The sequence below is a fragment of the Veillonella caviae genome, from assembly GCF_003992125.1.
In the GTDB taxonomy this organism is placed as follows: domain Bacteria; phylum Bacillota; class Negativicutes; order Veillonellales; family Veillonellaceae; genus Veillonella; species Veillonella caviae.
In genome coordinates this window covers 110286-133183 of record NZ_RQUY01000002.1, presented here as the reverse complement: position 1 = coordinate 133183, position 22898 = coordinate 110286, and the positions used below count along the sequence as shown (strand labels likewise).

The 22898-nt window shown below is 35.7% G+C and carries 26 protein-coding genes and 1 riboswitch; all 26 genes read right to left on the bottom strand.

Annotation, left to right across the window (positions count from 1 at the left end):
* Positions 1-214 precede the first annotated feature (214 nt).
* The 26 genes from dapA to cobU all read right to left on the bottom strand — a co-directional run bounded on the left by dapA (position 215) and on the right by cobU (position 22890).
* Positions 215-1105: a 4-hydroxy-tetrahydrodipicolinate synthase gene (gene dapA / locus EO120_RS01655; RefSeq protein WP_127133774.1), complete on the bottom strand. Its 891-nt coding sequence runs from the start codon at positions 1103-1105 to the stop codon at positions 215-217.
* Positions 1106-1168: 63 nt separating this feature from the next.
* Entirely contained in the window at positions 1169-2200 is a 1032-nt protein-coding gene (locus EO120_RS01650; RefSeq protein WP_127133773.1) for an aspartate-semialdehyde dehydrogenase, read from the bottom strand.
* Between the two features lie 97 nt (positions 2201-2297).
* Entirely contained in the window at positions 2298-3095 is a 798-nt protein-coding gene (gene dapB, locus EO120_RS01645; RefSeq protein ID WP_127133772.1) for a 4-hydroxy-tetrahydrodipicolinate reductase, read from the bottom strand.
* 78 nt (positions 3096-3173) lie between these two features.
* A riboswitch (Lysine riboswitch) is annotated at positions 3174-3347 on the bottom strand.
* A gap of 41 nt (positions 3348-3388) precedes the next feature.
* Positions 3389-5053 (bottom strand): DNA repair protein RecN, encoded by a 1665-nt coding sequence (gene recN, locus EO120_RS01640; RefSeq protein WP_127133771.1) that lies wholly within the window; start codon positions 5051-5053, stop codon positions 3389-3391.
* 5 nt (positions 5054-5058) lie between these two features.
* Positions 5059-5514, bottom strand: coding sequence for an arginine repressor (gene argR / locus EO120_RS01635; protein ID WP_127133770.1), 456 nt, complete (start codon positions 5512-5514; stop codon positions 5059-5061).
* A 339-nt stretch (positions 5515-5853) separates the two neighbouring features.
* Positions 5854-6444, bottom strand: coding sequence for a tRNA 5-(aminomethyl)-2-thiouridylate-methyltransferase MnmM (gene mnmM, locus EO120_RS01630; RefSeq protein ID WP_127133769.1), 591 nt, complete (start codon positions 6442-6444; stop codon positions 5854-5856).
* A gap of 113 nt (positions 6445-6557) precedes the next feature.
* Positions 6558-7442, bottom strand: coding sequence for an NAD(+)/NADH kinase (locus EO120_RS01625; protein ID WP_127133768.1), 885 nt, complete (start codon positions 7440-7442; stop codon positions 6558-6560).
* A gap of 10 nt (positions 7443-7452) precedes the next feature.
* Positions 7453-8256, bottom strand: a complete 804-nt coding sequence (locus tag EO120_RS01620) for a TlyA family RNA methyltransferase (RefSeq protein ID WP_127133767.1) — start codon at positions 8254-8256, stop codon at positions 7453-7455.
* Positions 8253-8738 carry a divergent PAP2 family protein gene (locus EO120_RS01615; RefSeq protein WP_127133766.1) on the bottom strand — a complete coding sequence of 162 codons (486 nt, stop codon included), beginning with the start codon at positions 8736-8738 and terminating at the stop codon, positions 8253-8255. Before EO120_RS01615 ends, EO120_RS01620 begins: the two co-directional genes overlap by 4 nt.
* 65 nt (positions 8739-8803) lie before the next feature.
* A complete protein-coding gene (locus tag EO120_RS01610; RefSeq protein ID WP_127133765.1) occupies positions 8804-9682 on the bottom strand; it encodes a polyprenyl synthetase family protein in 879 nt (292 codons plus the stop codon).
* A gap of 9 nt (positions 9683-9691) precedes the next feature.
* Positions 9692-9898, bottom strand: a complete 207-nt coding sequence (xseB, locus tag EO120_RS01605; protein ID WP_127133764.1) for an exodeoxyribonuclease VII small subunit — start codon at positions 9896-9898, stop codon at positions 9692-9694.
* Positions 9899-9995: 97 nt separating this feature from the next.
* A complete protein-coding gene (gene xseA, locus EO120_RS01600; protein ID WP_127133763.1) occupies positions 9996-11222 on the bottom strand; it encodes an exodeoxyribonuclease VII large subunit in 1227 nt (408 codons plus the stop codon).
* Entirely contained in the window at positions 11219-12163 is a 945-nt protein-coding gene (locus EO120_RS01595; protein WP_127133762.1) for a Kae1-like domain-containing protein, read from the bottom strand. Before EO120_RS01595 ends, xseA begins: the two co-directional genes overlap by 4 nt.
* Entirely contained in the window at positions 12160-12561 is a 402-nt protein-coding gene (gene nusB, locus EO120_RS01590; RefSeq protein WP_127133761.1) for a transcription antitermination factor NusB, read from the bottom strand. The genes EO120_RS01595 and nusB overlap by 4 nt, the downstream gene beginning before the upstream one ends.
* A gap of 10 nt (positions 12562-12571) precedes the next feature.
* Positions 12572-12943 carry an Asp23/Gls24 family envelope stress response protein gene (locus EO120_RS01585; RefSeq protein ID WP_127133760.1) on the bottom strand — a complete coding sequence of 124 codons (372 nt, stop codon included), beginning with the start codon at positions 12941-12943 and terminating at the stop codon, positions 12572-12574.
* Between the two features lie 8 nt (positions 12944-12951).
* Entirely contained in the window at positions 12952-13344 is a 393-nt protein-coding gene (locus EO120_RS01580; RefSeq protein ID WP_127133759.1) for an Asp23/Gls24 family envelope stress response protein, read from the bottom strand.
* A gap of 174 nt (positions 13345-13518) precedes the next feature.
* A complete protein-coding gene (gene efp / locus EO120_RS01575; RefSeq protein WP_127133758.1) occupies positions 13519-14076 on the bottom strand; it encodes an elongation factor P in 558 nt (185 codons plus the stop codon).
* A 15-nt stretch (positions 14077-14091) separates the two neighbouring features.
* Complete coding sequence (locus EO120_RS01570) at positions 14092-15165, bottom strand: M24 family metallopeptidase (RefSeq protein WP_127133757.1); 1074 nt, start codon at positions 15163-15165, stop codon at positions 14092-14094.
* A 63-nt stretch (positions 15166-15228) separates the two neighbouring features.
* Positions 15229-15927 (bottom strand): pseudouridine synthase, encoded by a 699-nt coding sequence (locus tag EO120_RS01565; RefSeq protein WP_127133756.1) that lies wholly within the window; start codon positions 15925-15927, stop codon positions 15229-15231.
* Between the two features lie 13 nt (positions 15928-15940).
* Positions 15941-16579, bottom strand: coding sequence for an alpha-ribazole phosphatase (gene cobC / locus EO120_RS01560; protein WP_127133755.1), 639 nt, complete (start codon positions 16577-16579; stop codon positions 15941-15943).
* Between the two features lie 43 nt (positions 16580-16622).
* Complete coding sequence (locus tag EO120_RS01555) at positions 16623-17750, bottom strand: pyridoxal phosphate-dependent aminotransferase (protein ID WP_127133754.1); 1128 nt, start codon at positions 17748-17750, stop codon at positions 16623-16625.
* A 13-nt stretch (positions 17751-17763) separates the two neighbouring features.
* Positions 17764-18696: a GHMP family kinase ATP-binding protein gene (locus tag EO120_RS01550; RefSeq protein ID WP_127133753.1), complete on the bottom strand. Its 933-nt coding sequence runs from the start codon at positions 18694-18696 to the stop codon at positions 17764-17766.
* 124 nt (positions 18697-18820) lie between these two features.
* Positions 18821-19708: an adenosylcobinamide-GDP ribazoletransferase gene (gene cobS / locus EO120_RS01545; RefSeq protein ID WP_127133752.1), complete on the bottom strand. Its 888-nt coding sequence runs from the start codon at positions 19706-19708 to the stop codon at positions 18821-18823.
* Between the two features lie 86 nt (positions 19709-19794).
* Entirely contained in the window at positions 19795-20787 is a 993-nt protein-coding gene (cbiB, locus tag EO120_RS01540) for an adenosylcobinamide-phosphate synthase CbiB (protein ID WP_127133751.1), read from the bottom strand.
* Between the two features lie 5 nt (positions 20788-20792).
* Positions 20793-22319, bottom strand: coding sequence for a cobyric acid synthase (locus EO120_RS01535; protein ID WP_127133750.1), 1527 nt, complete (start codon positions 22317-22319; stop codon positions 20793-20795).
* Positions 22312-22890 carry a bifunctional adenosylcobinamide kinase/adenosylcobinamide-phosphate guanylyltransferase gene (gene cobU, locus EO120_RS01530; protein ID WP_127133749.1) on the bottom strand — a complete coding sequence of 193 codons (579 nt, stop codon included), beginning with the start codon at positions 22888-22890 and terminating at the stop codon, positions 22312-22314. Before cobU ends, EO120_RS01535 begins: the two co-directional genes overlap by 8 nt.
* Positions 22891-22898: the final 8 nt, after the last annotated feature.

Sequence of the window (22898 nt, the reverse complement as noted above, 5' to 3'; positions counted from 1 at the left end):
CAAACTTTTTACCAACACCTTTTGTCCACCATTTAAAAATTACTAAACAATTTAAAAAGGCGATGCACTCAGTAATTTACTGAGTGCATCGCCTATAAAACCAACACTTTTTGTCCTATAACCCGCTTATTAATTATATAGTGTCTATAGCAATACATCGTATAGAGTTGTTAATTGAAACACTATATTATGTATAAGAAATAAGTATTTATATTTAATTATTAAAATATTCCTGTAATGCCTTATCTATGCATTTTGCCTCATCTTCACTAGGTTCACACATAGGCAAACTAAATACTCCTGCAGGTAATCCGATTTTACGAGCCGCATATTTTACAGGAATTGGGTTTGTAGTAATAAACATAGCTTTCGTGATTTCTGCTAATTTATGATGCAAATATTTAGCTTCTTTATTATGCCCAGACTCAAAAGATTGAATCATTTGATTCATATCACGGCCTGCCACATGAGATACTACTGATACTACACCGACACCACCAACAGAAAGTATAGGTAATGTTAATGCATCATCACCACTATAGAGCATAAAATCGTCATTAGGAAGCAAACGTTTGATTTCAGAAGCTATCATAAGATTACCACTAGCTTCTTTGATAGCATTAATATGTGGGTACTCCGCATGTAGTTTAGCTAATGTAGTTGGGAGTATACCCGTACCTACACGACTTGGTACATTGTATACCATAATTGGCAATGTGGTGGATTCTGCAACAGCTTTAAAATGTAAATATTGACCAGTCTGATTTGGTTTATTATAGTATGGTACAACCACTAGTAAACCACTAATGCCAGGAATTTTAGATGCTTCTTTGGCAAGTTGAATTGTATCTTTCGTGCTATTACTCCCAACGTTAGCAATAATACTACCTTTTGAGCTGCATTCACTAGCGATTGCTTTAAAAAGAGATAATTTCTCTTCTTTTGTCATAGTTGGATTTTCACCCGTTGTGCCACATACAATAAGGCCATCAGAGCCATTATCTAATAAATGATGAGCAATAGCTATTGTATTTTCAATATTAAGAGATTCATCATCGTTAAATGATGTAATCATAGCAGTTAAAACGCGGCCAAATGTATTCATATGACTCCTCCACTTGATAGTTGTATACTACGTCTATCTATCAAGTCTAGACTTGATAGGTTATTAAAATGCTTGCTTTTCTACCAAGTATTCTGCGATTTGCAATGCATTTAATGCGGCGCCTTTGCGAATTTGATCCCCTACAATCCAGAAATTCATGCCTCTATCATTATATAAATCCTTGCGGATACGACCTATTTCACAATCATTTTGATTGGATGTGTATAACGGCATTGGATACTCTTGTTCTGCAGGATTATCTTTTACTTGTAGACCTGGGAATGCTTCACAAGCTTTGCGGAATGCTTCTACAGATACTGGTTCTTCTGTTTCCACTAATACAGATTCAGAATGAGAACGATACACTGGTACACGAACCGTAGTTGGAACTACTTGAATTGTATCATCATGAAGAATTTTTTGTGTTTCATTTACCATCTTCATCTCTTCTTTAGTATAATCGTTTTCCAAGAATACATCAATTTGTGGTAGTAAATTAAATGCTACAGGGTAATGTTTTGGCGCAGAACCTGTTGGCAAGAGATTAGCTGTCATTTCTTCACCTGCTGTAAACTGACGCACTTGGTTTTCAAGCTCTTCAATCCCTTCTTTACCTGCACCAGATACTGCTTGATATGTAGATACTACAATGCGCTTAATCGGAGAAATATCATGCAATGGTTTTAAACCAAGACTCATAATAATCGTGGAACAGTTAGGGTTAGCAATAATGCCTTTATGTGTCAATATATCTTCTGGATTTACTTCTGGTACAACTAAAGGCACCTCTGGATCCATTCGGAATGCACTGGAATTATCGATAACAATAGCACCGCGTTTAGCCGCCTCAGGAGCTAATGTTTTAGAAATAGAGCCACCAGCGAATAAAGCAATATCAATGCCATCAAAAGATTCAGGTTTAGCTTCTTCTACTATATACGTTTTACCATTCACTACGAGCTCAGTACCAGCAGAACGAGCAGAAGCTAATAATTTTAAGTTTTCATATGGAAAATTGCGTTCTTCAATAAGAGTGATGAACTCAGCACCTACTGCACCAGTAGCGCCTAAAATCGCAAGATTAGGTTTTCTCATAGTCTATCTCCTAACGTTTTTTACTATAATCCATATATGATAAGTAATATTATACATAGATTATAATTTACCATCTAATAATTTAGTTTTGTATCAATTATAAATAATGTTCTAAACCATATGTTAATCCTGGTTTAGAGGTAATTTTTTTGCACGCCAATACTACACCTGGCATAAAGGATACGCGGCTCAAGCTGTCATGGCGAATCGATAATGTTTCATCATACCCACCAAACAACACCTCTTGATGCGCCACATAACCAGGTAAGCGAACACTATGAATAGTGACATCATCGACTTTTGCACCGCGAGCACCTGGTAAACTTTCACGGGTTAAATCTTCAGAAGCTTGAACGTTAGCAACTGCCTTAGCATCATTAATCAGTTTAGCTGTTAATATAGCTGTACCAGAAGGTGCATCATATTTTTGATTATGATGCAATTCAATAATTTCCACGTCTGGAAAATATGGAGCTAGCTCAGCAGCTACTTTCATCATCATTACAGCACCTAATGAGAAATTCGGTGCTACCAAACAATTAGCATTATGAGCTAAACCGATTTCGTGCAGTTCATTACGTTGTACTTCAGTAAGTCCAGTGGTACCAATTACGATATGCACTCCAGCAGATAAGATTTTCTTAGCATTTTCATAAATAACTGCTGGATTTGTAAAATCTACAATCACATCTGGTTTATTATCGCCTAATACTTCATCAATGGAACTTGCCATTTCAATATGTAATGGTTCAATACCAGCCACTGTACCAATATCTTGACCGCTCTTAGTAGGATCAATACCACCTGCTAAGATTAATTCCGCATCATTATGAACAGCTTTCACAACTTCGCGCCCCATTTTTCCGCCGGCGCCGTTAACCATTACTCGAATCATAATATACCTCCAAAAAAGCCAGTGGATGCTATCCACTGGCCTTAATATTTTACGAACATAGACATTCGATTTTGCAAGAACAATGATAGCACTCCACCAATAGATTGTTGGTGACAGTCATCTACCTATTAAATAGACAACCAGCACGACGATTTGGCCATCATCGAACTTCGGCGAGTATACCTTTTATCATGAATCACAGCGTGCCAGCTCCTCATGATGACTATTTATACTCGCACCTCTACCTAATTATTGAGTTAATAGTAATAGTATAAGTAATTATATACATTTAGTCAATGAAAATGGTCGATAAGTTCACGTGCTGCTGCTAGTGCAGTACTAGACATTCCTTTGCCGGACATCATAGATGCGATTTGTATTAATCTATCTTCATCGTTTAATACAGATAAACGGGATACTGTACGTCCCGATTTTTCTGTTTTTGATAAGTGATAATGTTGTTTAGCAATACTTGCTGTTTGCGGCAAATGAGTGATGCAGAATACCTGGTTTGTCTGTGAAAGCGCCAGTATTTTCTCCGCTACCTTCAATGCAATATCACCACTAATCCCTACATCGATTTCATCAAATACCAAGGTTTTGTGATTATCATTGCGGAACACCGATTTAAAAGCAAGTGCAATGCGTGCCAATTCACCACCGGAGGCAACCTTATGAAGAGCTAGTAATTGTTCCCCTTTATTAGCCGTAAATAAAAGCTCTATAGACTTAGCTCCAAGACTAGTTAAATCATCAGACTTTTCTATTTGAAATAGAATATCCCCTTTTTCCATACCTAAATCGACTAATTCTGCTCGCAATTGTTTAGCAATGGTAACTGCATTAGTTTCCCGTACAGTTACTAATTCTCGTAATGCTTTTTCTGCAATGAACTTCTTTTTCTCTAATTGTTTTTCTAAGGCATCTTGTTCAAACACTTGAGATTCTAATTCCTCTAATCTCTGTTGCGCCTTTTCTTCATAGGCTAAAATATCTTCTACTGTGTCACCATATTTTTTCTTTAGTCCATAAATCGTAGAATCACGGTCTTGACAATACGCATATCGCTCCTCATCATAACTAATAGAATCACGATATCTATCGAGTGATTGAGCTGCTTCTTCTAGCTGAAAATACGCAGAATTTACAAGCTCTGAGATATCTTTTACTTCCTCATCGTAACGAACTAAGTCACTCACTTCTACCCTGATAGCATTTACTGTATCTAGCAATGGATGACGGCCACTATAAAAGGCATCGTAACAAGAGCCTAATACTTTATCAATATGATCAAAGCTATCAAGTCTTTTTAATTCCTCTGCTATAGCCACATCTTCACCCAATTGCAATGCGGCGTCTTCAATTTCATCTATTTGAAAACGCAACATATCGAGTTCTCTAGCACGTTCCGCCATTGTGTCAGATAAATTTTCTAATGCTTGTTTTGCTGTTTTATAGTCTTTATAAGCAGAGCGATATGCTATATATGCTTTGTACCCTGCATCATTGTATGTATCTAAATATTCATGATGAGAATCGGGATTAAGTAATTTTTGATTATTATATTGTCCATGAATATCCGCCAATTGTTGTCCAATCTCCTTTAATGCTTTTAACGGTATCGGCTGATCATTAGCTAATATAGATGATTTTCCCAATCGATTAAAAGAACGAGATAATATTAATTGGTCATCTTCTACTACAATATTTTTTGATTCTAGTAATTCTAATAAACTTTGGTGATTGGCAATATCAAAAATTCCATCTATAACAAAACTATCTTTACCGTGTCGAATGAACTCGCTACTAGCGCGCTCTCCTAAAAGGATACTGAAAGCATCCATAAGAATGGATTTACCTGCCCCAGTTTCGCCGGTAAAGATAGTTATACCATCTTTAAATGAAATATTCATTTGCTCAATCAACGCAAAGTTGCGAATGCTCATCTGCGTCAACATATAATTTAATCCTTCATTAAATCTTGAATTCTCTCTAATATAATTGGTACATCTGCTTCGGTACGAGCAATCAACAAAATTGTATCGTCTCCCGCAAGGGTACCTATTAATTCAGACCATTTTGCATGGTCAATAGAAAATGCTACTGATTGAGCAGAACCAGGAATCGTATGTAGCACAATTTGGTTCAAGCTATGATCTACTTTAATTAGAGAATCTTGAAATAGTCGATTAATACGACTTCGAGAAAGCACGACATTTTCCTCTGGAGATAATGCGTATCGATAGTGTCCATCACCAGTAGGGATTTTAATTAACATCAATTCCTTGATATCGCGAGAAACTGTAGCCTGTGTTACTTCAATACCTTCTTCTAGTAAGGCCGCTGCTAACTCTTCTTGCGTTTCAATCGCCTTAGACTGCACGATTTCTTTAATTTTGTTATAGCGATAGCGTTTCATTTTTAACTCCCTTTTTAAAAACTGGCACATAAAAGAGAATAGTATCTTTCTGTACATATTATACCATATATTCATAATTAATATAACGTATATCTTATACGTCTTATGCATATTGCCGCAATAATTAACTATTTGCAAAATTTAAAAAGCAGTTATAACAACAACACTATAGTGTACATAGTTCATCTATTTATACAGAATTAATAATTTAAACAAAAGAATAAAAAAGTGTATAAATAAAAACCCCTTTTCTAAGGGGAATTTTTATTTATTATGCATTTTTAGTATTGTTAACATTTTGGAATATATCAAAATATTTATCTATAGGAATATATGATTTCATCTTTTTTGTATAATGTAGAGCTGTGGTGGGTTGTTAACCTGATTAATTGGTTTCCAATGACACACATTATATAATTTTTGATTTAAAGAAGATAAATAGTATTCTAATTGCTTCATTTCTTCATATCCCTCTAGTGTACCAGGATATGCTACAATCGTTATAACTCCATCTTTTACCAATTTAGGCATAGCCAATTGTAAAGCCTGCATCGTATTGTACGGTTTAGTTACAATTGTATGATTACCGCCAGGTAAATAGCCTAAATTAAAAATGATTAAATCAATACTATTTTCCTGTATATCCTCGGCAAAGGCCTTATCATGAGAATTATGTAGAAAGGTTATAGTAATATTACTATCAATCTTTTTTTGTTCCAACAAGGATTGACTAGCCTGAATAGCTCTTTCTTGTATATCGATACCATATACATGACAATTCGGTTTTGCTCTCTCTACTAAATATAATAAGTCATGGCCATTACCGCAGGTAGCATCCACAACGATTTTTGCCTGTTTCATGATGCGATCCCACAAAAGATGTTGAAATTGAACAGCATTATTGATATTAATCATAGGAAATACTCCCATTCTTAGATTTATTCTATAGCAATATATAGGTCAATATACATAGTGCATTGTTCTGTTATATTTTACATTAAACAGGAATATTCACATATCTAATTATTTAATATATAGCTAATTTATAATAGTTCGTCACGGCGAGAAGCCAATTTTTTAAATAATGTACCAAAGAAACATTGATCTTTAAATCGTAAAAATTGACAGTATACCGGATTTGATGAAATATGCAATATTTCTTTATTAGTGAAAACGTAGTCAAAAGTACCATCAATACAAATATGTAATTGAGGTTCTCGTCCGGGCATAGTAATTTGGATAGTATCTTTCTCTTCTAATACCATAGATACACCTTGAATTAAATGTGGTGCTATAGGTGTTACGATAATAGAACGATTATCTGGTTTCATAATAGGACCACCAGCAGATAAATTATAACCTGTAGAACCTGTAGCAGATGCAATAATCAATCCATCAGCTGGATACATTTGTGTATGGTGGTCATTGATCGCAAGGTTAATGCGAGCCATTTTTGCTGGTTCTGCTCTAGTAATAACGATTTCGTTGATAATAGGGATTAAATCCTCTACCGAACCATCTTCACGATTAATATAAGCATGTAAATGACCTCTTTTTTCAATAGTATAGTCGCCTTCTACAATGCGTTTTATATGACTGTGAAGTTGATGAATCTCAATTTGATTTAAGAATCCTAATTCACCAAGGTTAATACCACATACCGGAACATTGTAAGAATAAATTTGTCTTGCTAAATGAATAATAGTTCCATCGCCACCAAAACTAAATGCTACATCAATATTTTTAAAAATTTCAGGACGAGGTAATACCCGCTCTTTGGGCAGTTGTAATTTTTTATACGTATCAGGTATTTCTAAATCATCTGGTACATAAACATCGATTTGTTCCTCTTTACAAATATGAGCAGCCATTTTTAAGACTGCCATAATATTACTCTTTCCCATATTGGGAAAAAATCCAATACGCATACTATATCTCCTATAAAGAATGTGCTTCTGTCACAATAGATTGAATCAACTCATCAGTAATAGGTAATGCATTTTCTTCTGATTTTGTAAAATATCCTAAGAACTCAATATTGCCCTCCATACCTTTTATGGGTGAAAATGTGAGTCCATGTAAATATAGATGACAATCGTAAGCTACCTTTAAAATACGTTGCAATACCTCTTCATGAATAGCTCTATCACGAACGATTCCACCTTTGCCGACATTTTCCTTACCTGCTTCAAATTGTGGCTTAATGAGAGCAACTAATGAACCGCTGTCCTTTAGCAATGTAGTAGCAACTGGTAATACCTTATCTAAAGAAATAAAAGCTACATCGATGGAAATAAAATCTACTAACTCACCTAATTGCTCAGGTGTAACGGTTCGGATATTTTGTTTTTCCATGTTAATAACCCGTTCATCTTGTCGTAATTTCCAAGCTAATTGATTATAGCCTACATCAATGGCAAATACCTTTGCTGCACCATTTTGAAGCGCACAGTCTGTAAAACCACCTGTACTCGCCCCTATATCAACCATCACTGCATCTCTTAAATCAATAGGGTAAATTTGAATAGCTTTCTCTAATTTGAGCCCACCACGACTTACATAAGGCAATGTATTGCCTTTCACAATTAAATTAGCATCTACAGGAATCTTTGTCCCCGCTTTATCAACGCGAGTTGTATCCATATAAATTTGACCTGCCATAATAGCAGCCTTAGCCTTTTCGCGACTTTCAAAAAGCCCACGATTAACAAGAAGAATGTCTAAACGTTCCTTACTACTCATAATGCACCATTATATACATAATAAAATTGAATATATGCTACGATAATACCTAATATTAATCCACCAAGCACTTCTATTGGTGTATGACCTAATAATTCTTTTAACACCATTTCGCGGCCTTTTAGAATGACAGGAATATTTTTCTTTTCAAAATATTCTACAATTTGATTGAGTACCTGTGCTTGACGCCCCGCCTCACGTCTAACACCTGATGCATCATACATAACTACGATGGAAAAAACAAGAGCCACGATAAATATATCAGTTACCCCTCCATGTTCTAAGTATAACGCTGTTGTAGTGGATATAACAAAGGATGTATGTGAGCTGGGAAATCCACCAGGTCCGACTAATCTTTCCACGCGTAAAGTTCTATAGCGTAATAATTGCCATAAAAACTTGATCGTTTGTGCCGCAAACCAACCCCAAAAAGCTGCTTGTGCTATATAGTTTTGACTGAGTTCATATATTACTTGCCACATAATCTATCCTTATATATTGATAATCTATATACTTAATCATTTCTCTTGTAGGAACGAGAAAATCCCTAGTTAGTGCGTTCCATTAGATAATCTATAATGGCCCCTAATATCTCTGTATTTCTATTTAATTGAGATAATGCTTGATGTGCTTCATCAGCTGTTTTTTTCGCTTCTGCACGAGCACCTTCTAAGCCAAGTAAAGATACATAGGTGGATTTATGTTGACGAATATCGCTTCCTGGTGTTTTACCAAGCTCTTCTATAGTACCTATTACATCCAATATATCATCTGTAATTTGGAAAAGTAATCCTAAACGATTCGCATATGTCATATAATGAGTGTATGTTTGTGAATCTGCTTTTCCTAAAATCAGTCCTAATTCTACAGAAGCATTAAACAAAGCACCGGTTTTGCCGCTATGCAATACTTTTAATTCTTCTAGGGGAATCTGTTTATCCTCTGATAACATATCAAAAGCTTGCCCCCCAACCATACCTTCTGGACCAGCTGCTCTTGCTAAACAGTGAATGGCCTTAATTTGTTGTTCTGGCGTAGCTGTAGTATTTTGAGAACACAACTGAAATGCATATGTCAATAATCCATCACCTGCCAAAATAGCTAAACCTTCACCATAGACTTTGTGATTTGTCAATTTACCGCGACGATAATCATCATTATCCATAGCTGGTAAGTCATCATGAATCAAAGAATATGTATGAATACATTCCATAGCACAGAGAAATTCTTTATATTGCTCCGCATCTATTGATAGCGACTCTAATACAGCTTTTGTTAATATTGGACGTATGCGCTTGCCCCCTAATAATAAACTATAATTCATAGACTCATATAAGGGTTCAAACTCAACGATAGGACTTTGTAACATATTCCCTAGCCATTGCTCTATACTATGTTTGCTGTTTATTAAATAGGCTTGTAACATGGAACCTCCCTATTCGCTAATACGAACTTCTTCAATAATTTGTTGGATCTCCGTCTCTACGGAATTAAGCATATCTGCGCATTCCTTAACTAAAGTAAGACCTTTTTTGTATTGTGTTAACATCTCAGAAATCGTTAAATCATCATCATTTAACTGACGAACAACATCCTCTAAGGCTTTATATTTCTTTTCATAATTTTTTAATGATGCGGCCATTATCATAAACCTCATGTATCATAATATCATTGTATGGATATAGCGTACTCAAACATTAACATATACTCTCTAGCATGTAGTAATTTCCCTTATACTATTAACTATGTGAATTAATATCATTTGGTTTGTGATATATGCCTGTAGCTTGTGCAGATATATTGCCATCAGATACGGTAATAGTGAGCTCATCACCAACTTGTACATCTAGCACTGATGATATAGGGTGATTATGTGATTCTACTTTTGAATAGCCTTTCATCATAATATGCAATGGATTTTGCATATCCAATTCTTTGGCTATCAGTGAAAGTACATGTTTTTTATGTTGAATCAGAGTACTGCTTTTATGCTGTAATGTATTTTTAATATTCTCTAGTGCAGATTTTTGCTTGTGAATCATTTGTAACGCCGGAATGCCGAGTTTTCGATTAAATATAGTAGATAACTCACTGCGTTTTTGTTGCAATACTTGATTCATAACATAATGAATATATTCTTCTTTTTTCTTTAAATCTTCTTGTAATGTAGTTAATGGAATAACCGCTATTTCTGCAGCATGACTCGGAGTAGCACCGCGCATATCAGCAGCATAATCTGCTAATGTATAATCTGTTTCATGACCAACCGCTGATATAATAGGCGTATTCGCTGTATAGATAGCTTCAACTACGGCGCGGTCATTAAAACACCATAAATCTTCCATAGAACCACCACCACGGCCTACAATAATAACATCTATATCAGAATCTCTATCTGCTTCTGCTATGCCTTTTGCAATAATCGGACCTGCATCAGGCCCTTGTACAGAAACAGAAAATAATTTGAATTTCATCAATGGATTGCGCTGTTTACTTACATGTAAAATATCATGTAATACGGCGCCAGATGGAGATGTAACAATACCAATGCAGCTTGATAAAACAGGAATCATCTGTTTATGAGTTTCATCGAAATACCCTAGTGCAGATAACTCTTTTTGTAATGCATCAAATTCAAGCTGTAAAGGACTTTTATTTCCAATCTGCATATCCGATGCAACGAGATTGAGACGCCCCATTTTATTGTAAAAATTAACAGATGCTTTAATGGTTACTAATAAACCATTTTGAATTTCATTCACAAGGCCTTTAGCTAAAACCGTATTAGACCACATAGTGACATCAATAGAAGATTCTTCATCTTTTAAAGAAAAATAAACGTGTCCACTACTATGGCGCTTAGCGTTGATGATAGTACCGGTAACATAGAGATTTTTTAGCAAATATTCCCGTTCTAATGTGCGTTTTATTAAGCTATTCAATTGGCTTATGGTTAAAACATTCATCTCAAATCTCCACTGGCTAATAGCGCACCAAAAGCATTACCTGTCGCATTATCTACAGAATAATAAGGCTCTGCAAAATGGATTGCTACTTGTTTTTTATGACACATACCATTAATGCGATTGCGTAATATAGAATTGCTCATTACACCACCTACAGCAATCAAAGTGTGAATACCCAGCTTCTCTATGTGATAGGATAATAACTTTTCTAATGAATTACCGATGCAAGAAAATAATGATTTAGCCATAGAGCTTGGGACTACGCCTTTTTCAATGCGGCGCAGTGCTTCGCTACATGGACCAGCAAAGCTAATCCATCCATCCTTTACAGACGATGGTAAAGGATCATAATCAGTAGCTTCAACAGCAAGCTGTTCTAGTGTCCTACCTGCAGGAAACTGTAATCCTAGAGCTACACCGACACGATCAATAAATTGCCCCCCTTGTAAATCCTTAGAACCACCAACGATAGAACTTGTAAATATTCCCTTACCAGTGTAATGATACAATGCTAACTCAGTAGTTCCACCTGATACATGAAGACTAAGAAAAGGGTCTGTAGGAATCGTATCGATTAAGCGCAAAGCAGCTAAGATATGATTTTCTTGGTGCGAAAACTCATAGACAGGCACCTGTAATAGATGCCCTAGTCCGCGTGCCATACCATGACCTACAAGAAATGTAGGCATATAAGAGTTTTCTTCACGGCGAGGAAAAGCGCTAACACCAATAGAAGTGATTGGTACCTGTGGCAATTCTTCTAGCAAACGTGATAACACCTTAGTATGTTGAAATACCATATTCGACTGCTGTAACCCCTTCATGCCGGGTTTAACATCTAATAATTTTCGAGCTTCTCCAATGATACATCCATTATTATCTATAATAGCGCAACTAGTGGTATAACAACTTGTATCAATGCCTAGATAATATGTTCTCATTGTTGACTCTTGTGATAATTATCTAAAATTGCATTCACTAATTTATAAGATGCATCTGTGCCAAAAGATTTAGCTAATTGTACGGCTTCGTTAATAATGATAGCAGGTGAAATATCTTTATCATTATAAGTTAATTCCCATACGGCAATGCGTAAAATCGCTCTATCCACTCGATCCATACGGTCTAATTTACGTTTTTGACAGAACGATTCTAATCGCGTATCGATTTCTTCTATATGTGCTAATACACCTTTTACAATTTGACTAGCATATTCATAATCCATGGCGTGATTAATTTCACCATCTGGAAAAATCACCTCATCAAATTGCTGGTGAAATTCATTAGCATAAATAGTTTGGAACGCATATTGACGGGCGTCACGTCTATTTCGTTTCATAAAGACTCCTTTACTCTTTCACAATTCCTTCTATATGAACATCAACTTTTACATGATCTAAATCTAGTACATTTTTTAAGGTTTGTTTAATTTCCGATTGTAATTGTTTAGCTAGATCGATGATATTGATACCATAAAGAACCCGAATATATATATTGATTTCCAAAAATCCTTTACGATGTTTTACATTGATACCAGGCAAATTTTTCTGACCAAAGGCATGGGTAATGCCATCTACGATTTCATCATATAATCGAGGACTTAGAGAATGAATACCAGGTATAGTAGTCAAAGTTTTTGTAGCTACATCGATAATAACAGAATCTTCAATATCAATGATATCTGTATGTAAACCATAGTTTAATGTATTATCTTGGTCCATAATATCTTCTATTCCTCCATCGATGGTGAACATTCAGGTCCAAAATCATCAAATATAATATCTTGCACCACAATATCTACTGCTTCTACTTCGATTTCCGTATAGTTAACTAGAGCCGTTTTAATCCGTTCTTGCAGCCTTAAAGCTATATCCGGAATACGATAGCCATAGGCGATACTTACGTATAATACAACCACAATAGCACCATCATCATTAAAAGAAATTTTTACTCCTTCATGATCTGTTTTTCGACGGAAAAATGTATTAACCCCATCGTTAAAGGTGGTGCTCATATGATGAACCCCTTTTGTATCTAACGCGGTAATACTGGCAATAGTAGCATATACATCTTCACTAATTTTAATTTTACCTGACTCAAGTTCTGTTACTTTTTTAGTCATATACGCCTCTTTCAATACCAACTATCATATAATGTTAATATAGCTAATTAGTACTTTTGTAAAAAGAGCACTTGTCCCTAAAAAATAGATGACAAGTGCTCATATAAGCATTGATATAGGGACTATTTTCTTGTATAAAGAGCTGAGGAGCCACACTACATCTATGAAATAGTACTAGGCACGTTCAATGTATTGACCAGTACGAGTATCAATACGAAGCACATCATCCACTTCGATGAAGAGAGGTACTTTTACAGTGTAACCTGTTTCTAATTTAGCTGGTTTATTACCACCTGTTGCAGTATCGCCACGAATACCAGGATCAGTTTCAACAACACGAAGTTCTACAGCCACTGGTAAATCAATACCGATTACGATACCTTGGAAGAACATGATGGATACTTCCATATTTTCAAGAAGGAAGTTTTTAGCTTCACCTAATTGTTCAAGTGTTAATTCTACTTGATCATAAGTTTCGTTATCCATGAATGTGTAAGCCCCGTCGGATTCATACAAGTATTGCATACGACGACGGTCTACATGTGCTTTTGGCACTTTCTCACCAGCGTTGAAGGTACGTTCTACAACGGAACCAGTTTGTAAATTTTTCATTTTTGTACGAACGAAAGCCGCACCTTTACCTGGTTTTACATGTTGGAAATCAACTACTTGCCATACATTACCGTCGATTTCAACGGTTACACCTGGACGAAAATCATTACTGGAAATCATCTAACTCTTCTCCTTCTAAATACCTATTTCAATTAATTCTTTTGGACTATGCGTTAACACTTCACAGCCATTGGCTTTGACGATAACACTATCCTCTATTCTCAATCCGATTTCACCAAATAAATAGATACCTGGCTCTACCGTAATGATCATATTTTCTTCTAATATGGAATCAGATTTAGGGCTCGCCACTGGGTATTCATGAATATCTAGTCCTACCCCATGACCTAAGCCATGATTAAAGGCATCTCCATAGCCCTTATCTGTAATATATTGACGACATATATTGTCTAACTCAACACCAGTTATACCTGATTTTACAGCAGATACTCCTTTTTTCTGAGCTGTTAAGACAATATCGTATAATTCTTTTTGTTGCTCATTTGCAGGGCCCATAACGATAGTACGCGTCATATCTGAGTGATACCCTTTGTAAACGGCGCCAAAATCAAAAGTAACAAAATCACCAACTTCGATAACCTTATCACTAGCTACACCATGAGGCATGCTAGAACGATGACCTGATGCTACAATAGTTGTGAAAGATGGCTCTTCTGAACCGCGTTGCAACATTTCGCTTTCTAAAATAATGCGCACTTCATTTTCTGTCATACCAACTCGCAACTGAGGTAATAAAGCAGCAAAGGCGTCATCACCAATTTGAGCAGCCTTGCGCATATACTCAAGTTCAAACTCTTCTTTTACAGCTCGCAATTTAGCAAGATCTACAGATGTAAAGTTAAATCGCTCATCTAAGGTATCACATAATAATTCATATGTATCTACAGGCATAAACTTACCTTCAATACCAAACATACCTTCATGAATGTGATAATCATTAAAAATATCAACTAATGCATCCATAATGGTGGTAGTATATTGAATGACTTCATACCCTTCACATTGATCGGTAGCTTGCTCTGTATAACGAAAATCAGTAATGATAAAAGCCGATGTAGCCGTTACAAAAGCAAATCCTGTAGAACCTGTAAAACCAGCGAAATAATGAAGGTTGGTAGGGTTAGTAATAATAATACCTGTCAATTCTTGCTCTTTAATATACTGTTGTAGCCGATTTAATCCATTCATAATCATGCTCCTAGTCTATAGAGTACACCTTATAATACCACAAAATGCCTATATTGGGTAGAACTACTTGCGGAATCCATCTATCTCAACTGTATCTATTTTAGTAAATTGACCTGGTTTTTCAACACCGTCTAATGTAATAGGTCCCACCGATAACCTCTTTAGATATGTAACTTCTCCACCAGCTGCACCAATCATACGTTTAACTTGGTGATATTTTCCCTCTTGAATAGTAATACGCGCTTGATTGGAATCAAATACTTCAATCTGTGCCGGTTTACATTGCGTGCCATCACCTAACAGAATGCCTTCTCGAATTCGTTGTATACCTTCATCTGATAATGTACCTGTATAAGTTAGATCATACACTTTGGGAACATGTTTATGTCCATTGATGATAGAATGTCCCCACACGCCATCGTTAGTTAGCAATAATAAACCTTCGGTATCCTTATCCAATCTTCCTACAGGAAAAACGCCCATCTTTTTAAACTCTAGCGGTAACAGATCCATAACAACTGGGTGAACTGGGTCTTCTACGGCCGTAACATAACCAGCAGGTTTATGAAATTTAATATAATATTGTTGTTCTGTAGAAACTCGAACACCATCAACGGTTATTATATCTGTTTTTAAAGATATGGAATAATCTTTCTTAGTTGCTTTTACACCGTTGACTAGAACACGCCCATCTTTGATAAGTTGATGAACCTCTTTGCGACTACCAAAAGCTTTATTCGATAACAGTTTATCCAATCTCATAGTGGCTCCTAGATTAAGCGTGGCCTTGTAATAGTTCTACATGAGCCGTATCATTTAGTAAATTAAGAATATTATGATCATACTCTCCCATACCATTATAGAATACGCGATTTATAGCTGTGTTACCTTGACTAAAATTCCAACAATGGCTAATCGGAATATTTAGTAATTTACATAAAATAGTACGAATAGTACCACCGTGACAGGTGATAAGCAAGGTTTCATCGTCGTCATTTTCCGAAATGAACTCAAATACACCAGCCCAAGCTCGATCTTGTAGCTCTTTAAAGCTTTCACCATTAGGTACCTTTACCGTATCTGGACGGCGGTACATTTCATCGATTAGACCAGGCCAACGATCTTCGATTTCAGAAAACAATAGAGCCTCCCAATCGCCAAAATTGAGTTCTCGCAATCTCTCATCTATTTTAATATCTACACTGCGATTTCCTCGTATAGATTCAGCGGTCACTAATGCTCTTGATAGATCACTAGAAAGAATGCGATTAAATTGAATATGTTCTAATGCTTTACCACAAGCTACAGCTTGTGCAAGACCATTTTTATTTAACGGAACATCTGTAATCCCCTGGTATTTACCCATTTTATTCCAGTCTGTTTCGCCATGTCTTACAATATATAATGTTTTCATGCAACTTCCTTATACAATTATTTATCTATCCGCTATTGGAAAATCATTTGAAAAGAGCTGTTAGTAACTCAACAATCTTTTTATTTTGTTCACGATTTTTTATGGCCACACGCATCCAATTAGGCCCTAGACCTTTGTAGTGAGCACAGTTACGAATCATAATATATTCTTTTTCCAGTTCCTTTTGTATAAACTCAAGATCTATCGATGCATGCTGCACTTCTATGAGCATATAGTTAGCTGTTGGCTTATATACATTAAGACCATCAATAGAATGTAACGCGTCATACATAAATCGCTGTTCTTCAGCTAAAAATTGTTTGCTTTTCTTAATATATTCACTATCATTAATAGCTGCTACAGCATAAGCTTGTGCCAGTGTATTAACCGACCAAGCTGGGATAAATGGTCGTAATTCATTTATTAGTTTAGGATCTGCAAATACCGCGCCAAGACGTAAACCTGGAACAGCATAAAATTTTGTAAAAGAATGAACAATGATAACATTGTCGAAATTGTTAATCAAAGAACGCATAGAATATGAATTATCTTGTAATGATTCAGTGCCTATAAAATCAATAAATGACTCATCGATAACTAATAAACTCCGAGCATCTCTTAGCATAGCCGCCAGCTCTCGTACATAGGCTATATCTAATAATGTACCGTCCGGGTTATTAGGATTCCCTAAGAATACAATAATTCGTCCATCCTGTCCTTTTAATTCTGCTGCAAAAGTTTGCAATGCTAAATAAGGAATTTCAAAATACGGTGTACCATTTTGTTCTTCTCGTTGTTTGTAATAAATAGAACGAGCGGGAATACAAGCAGCATCCATAGATGCTTGATACTCAGAAAACCCTGGGGCTGGTACAAAGGAGCCTGTAAAATTCGGTAGGCGTCCGATTGCATATAACAACTCTGCTGCACCGTTACCTAAGAGGATGGATTCTTTTGGCACACCATATACATCAGCTACTGTATTCAATACATCATCATTAGTAATATCTGGATAATGAGAAATATAAGCTATTTTGTCTTGTAATGCATCGATTCCTTTTTGACTAGGACCAAGAGGATTGATATTAGCACTAAAATCGATGACATCTCTAGGTTCAATACTATGTTCATGGGCAAAAGAGAAAATATTGCCTCCATGTATATTGGGCATAATATATTCCTTTCTATCGTTTTATATATGTTAATCCTTCATTTGTAGTTTCTACAATATCAACAAATTGGATGCTTGGTAGTTTACGTTCTATATACCGTTTGCAATCCGAAATACCATTATAATCAGTAGGAAATAATAACCCCATGATGGTGCCACTATGGGCGATAATGGTACCTACACTCTGAAAAGCTATACCAATTTCGTGAAAGTCATATAAATGAGGTTTATATAATATTCTTTGATTGGCGAAGGCACTTAATGTAGCAGCTTGACCGATGAGTCTAATATCGTGAGCTACTAATCCTTCTTTAAATATATCTAGAGCTTCGCGGATAATAGATTCTTTTTCTTCTATCTTTTTTTGTAAATCCGCTTGTTGGTTAAAAGCTACCGTATCGATGATACCCCCTTCATCAAAAATAAGAATTTTTAATGGTGGGCATTGACCTAAATGTTGGCTAATAGATCCCGTAATATAATCAAATTGTGTAATGCCAGGATAAAAGGCTGCATCTGTAGGTTCTACAGATAAACAGATAGACTCTAATTCTTTTAAGGTCAATGTTTTTTGCAAAGCCAATGCGGTGGCCATAGCAGTTACAGAAATATCTGCAGAACTAGAGGCCATGCCTTTTCCTTGCACAATATCAGAGCGCACATATATAGGTGTATTAAATGATTCTTCATAACATGATGAAAAATCATTGAGCCTAATAGAGTCAATATCCATTGTATTGGCACCTTGTAATGTACGGAATACAATACGATGTGCTTCTTGAGCCTTAGGTTGTAATGAACAGTGATAAAAAGGCAAAGGATACATCACATCGCTAAGAGCATACGAATAGCGATTAATGGGACATGTAACAAGAAATGATTGTCCGTCGATAGATCCTTGAATGAATTCACCACATGTACCAGGTGCTCGTACATAATAGGCCACAATGCCCTCCTTAAGACTCATACAAATTCTAAGATACCTAGGCTATATACTTTCACAATTTATGGGCAATATATTGCCACATACTATTGGTTTAGCTATAAGGATAACCATTATAGGTTGAATATTATAAAATTCCAGTTGGTATATAAGCAGATAAAACCGTTAATGTTATGATATATACCAGCAACAAAATTACTTCTGTTACTTCTACAACAAATCCATATGTATCGCCTGTAGTACCACCTAATTGTTTTACAATGTAGTGATTTAATAAACGATTAATAAGAAAGCTTATTATCATGGAAAAAACATTAATTTCCATCATGCCTACCAATACATAGGATATGCCGAATAGAGCTATATTAGGCGATATAATAGGTATTTGCATGAGGCTCGTTATCAACCATACTATACCATATAAAAACCCAATAACAATACATAAACATATAGGCATACAGAATGTAGAAATAGTATTCCATGTGATAACATTCTTGGGAGCCAATTCCGCGAAGGCTTGGCCCATACCTGTTTTTCTTGCATATGGATAAGATCGAATACTATGGACCAATGTATAACGACTCATCAATGGCATCATAATTAAAATGATTGGAATAAACTCTGGAATTGGAATAGCTGTTAGCAATTGCCATTTTAATAATGTAACAAATACAAACGCTACCACTCCGAAGGATCCAATACGGCTATCCTTCATAATCTCTAATTGCTTTTCTCTGTCTCTACCAGAAAAAATACCATCACTAGTATCCATCAGCCCATCTGCATGAAGTCCTCCGGTGAATAGAAATTCACTAATGACTATGACAAGCATCAGCGGTGTAGTTGGTAAAAACTGAGAGCCTATGCCATATACGATAGTGAGAAATATACCTATAATAAGACCTACATAAGGGAATGCGGCTACTGATTTACCAAAATCCTCCATAGTCCATTCTGTTTGATTTACGATTTTTAATCTCGTTAAAAACTGTAATGCTATAAAAAATGGTGTCATTATACAGTTACTCCATCAAAATACCACTTTACTTGTTTACATATATTATTTATTACTAGATACCTTCTATACCTTCTATTAGGTTCTTAATTCATTGTGCCCCAAATAACCGCTGTAGATATGAGTATCGCAAGAAACGTCGCACCATACATCATATAAATAGTTCTAGTAATATGCAAACGATTCATGGTTTCTTTTGGGTCCCCCATGTATTCACGGAATGTACGTTTATTAAAATATTGATTAAAACCACCTAAACGAATATGTAATGCACCTGCCACAGGAGCTTCTGCATAACCGCCATTAGGACTAGGATGCTTCCATGCATCACGCAATCCAATACGTAAAGCTTCTGGGGCATCAAAGCGCATAATAAATGCCGTTATAACAAACAATAGAAAGGTAATACGTGCTGGAATCCAATTTAATATATCATCTAAACGAGCAGCAACGCGACCAAAGTACATATATTTATCATTTTTATACCCCATCATAGAATCCATAGTATTCGCTGTGCGGTATAAAATAGAACCAATGGGGCCTGCGATAAGGAAGAAAAACAACGGTGCTACAATACCATCCACAGTATTTTCTGCAATAGTTTCTACTGTAGCACGGGTGATTTCACTTTCATCCAAATGTTCCGTATCACGACCTACAATCCAAGATACGCGTTTTCGCGCATCATCGATGAAACCTTGTTTTAACAATCGAGTAATTTCAAACCCAGCACCACCTAAAGAACGGGGTGAAATCGTGACATACACAAGCACTACTTCTACAAGATAGTATACCCATTCATTGATAAGGCCTGCTAACCACAAGATAAGAGAAGTAATGATATAAATAGTAAGAAGGATAAATCCGACAGTAATACCTCCATACCATAATTTTTTAGTATCATTATCGGTGTCTTTATAAAATACAGCTTCAAAAAAACTAATTACTCGTCCAATGAGTACTACAGGATGCAAATTAGATCGTGGGTCACCGAGAATCATATCTAGGATGAATGCCAGTATAGGAATACAAACATAACTATGTTTGGTGAACCAGTCGAGTACTACTTGTAATTCCATAGCTATCACCGCATATCCTTTAATATAGACATGATATAGTCCATATCGAGATGTTCTTCTACAATATCAGCCAGTCGATTATAAGCATCATTCTTATGTTTAAAATAACGGAATAGTACAGGCTTTTCATCCAACCCTTTCGCCAATCGTAATTGATTGATAATAAAGCGACGGAATTCATCATTATCAAATACACCATGAACATAAGTGCCCATGATGCGGTGTGTACCATCAATAAAACCATCAACTACATCTACCGATTGTTCACTGCGACTAGTAATATTGAAACAACGTTGTACAGAAGCATCATTTGGAGTAGTATCCCCCATATGAATTTCATATCCTACAAGATTCTTGCCACTGTACACACCATTTAAGAAATGAAGATTTTCTACATCAAAAGTAACTTGGTGTGTTGTTTTTTTATCTTTCATTGTTGTAGTAGATTGAACTAAACCTAAACCTGTACTCTCTTCGATGTCACCTTCCATATGATGAGGGTCATAAATGGTAGTACCTAACATTTGATTGCCACCACATACGCCGATAATTGGTGTCCCCTTAACTGCTAATGATTTGATTTCATCGGCAAACCCAGTCTCTTGTAAGTACTTTAAGTCCGATAATGTATTTTTTGAACCTGGTAAAATTATCAAGTCGGGAGTACCTAATAGATCACCAGGGCCTACAAATCGAACCGACACATCTGGTTCGTAATTTAACGCATCAAAATCGGTAAAATTAGAAATTTTTGGCGTTTGTAATACAGCAATTTGAATTTCCTTTGTGCCCTCATATTTCTTATTTTCTAATGCCACAGAATCTTCTTCATCAATATCTAGATTTTCAATAGCAGGAATAACACCTACCACCTTTTTACCTGTTTTTTCTTCTATGAAAGTAAGAGCTGGTTCAAGAAGTTTAATGTCACCTCTAAATTTATTGATTACAATACCTTTAATTAAATCTCGTTCCTCTGGTTCTAACAATTCCAACGTGCCTACAATCGATGCAATAGCACCGCCTCTATCAATATCAGCAATAAGGAATACTGGGGCTTGTGTCATTTTGGCGATGCGCATATTTACAATATCATTAGCTTTTAAATTAACTTCTGCTGGGCTACCGGCTCCTTCAATGACAATCATTTCAAAATGGTCATCTAAAAAGGCTAATGATTCTTTAACTTTATCTAATGCTGTTAAAGAATATTGTGTGTGATATTCTTTTGCCGAAAATACGCCTACTGGTTTACCCATCAATACTACTTGTGATGATTGATTACCTGTTGGTTTTAATAAAACAGGATTCATTTGTACAATTGGATCTATACCAGCTGCTTCAGCTTGTGCTACTTGAGCTCGTCCAATTTCATCGCCCCATTTAGTAACATAAGAATTAAGAGCCATATTCTGAGCCTTAAAAGGAACCGTTTTAAATCCTTTACGATATAAAATACGGCACAAGGCTGTACATAATATACTTTTTCCTACATTAGAACTAGTACCTTGGAACATAATTTTCTTAGCCATCTATGTGAGCCTCCTGGGATTTTAATTCTATAGTAACACCACTAATGGTGAGATATACTTGATCAGCAGCTGTAGCTACTTCGCGATTGACACGACCTGCAATATCTCTAAAATATCGTGCCAATTTATTATCTGGTACGATACCAAGACCGATTTCATTAGTTACAAATATAATAACCTTATTATGAGACTGCTTGATATCTTGTAATAGATTATGAATATGTTCCATAATTTGTGACTCAAGATGATTAGCATCATCTTGATTTTCAATAGAACCAAAATTTAGCATATGGTTAGTAGTGAACATAGTTAAACAATCTATTAAAATAATATCGCTATCATTAGAAATCTGTTGCCAATAACCATGTAAATCATAAGGGATTTCAAAATTATTCCACTCTATACCACGACGCGCTTTATGCTTAGCAATACGGTCTCTCATTTCATTGTCAAAAGCTTGACCTGTTGCCACATAGGCTTTTTTCCCCGTGTAAGACAAGCTCAGACGTTCTGCAAATTCACTTTTTCCACTTCGTGCACCACCGGTGCACAATATAATTTTTGATTTCATAAATCACC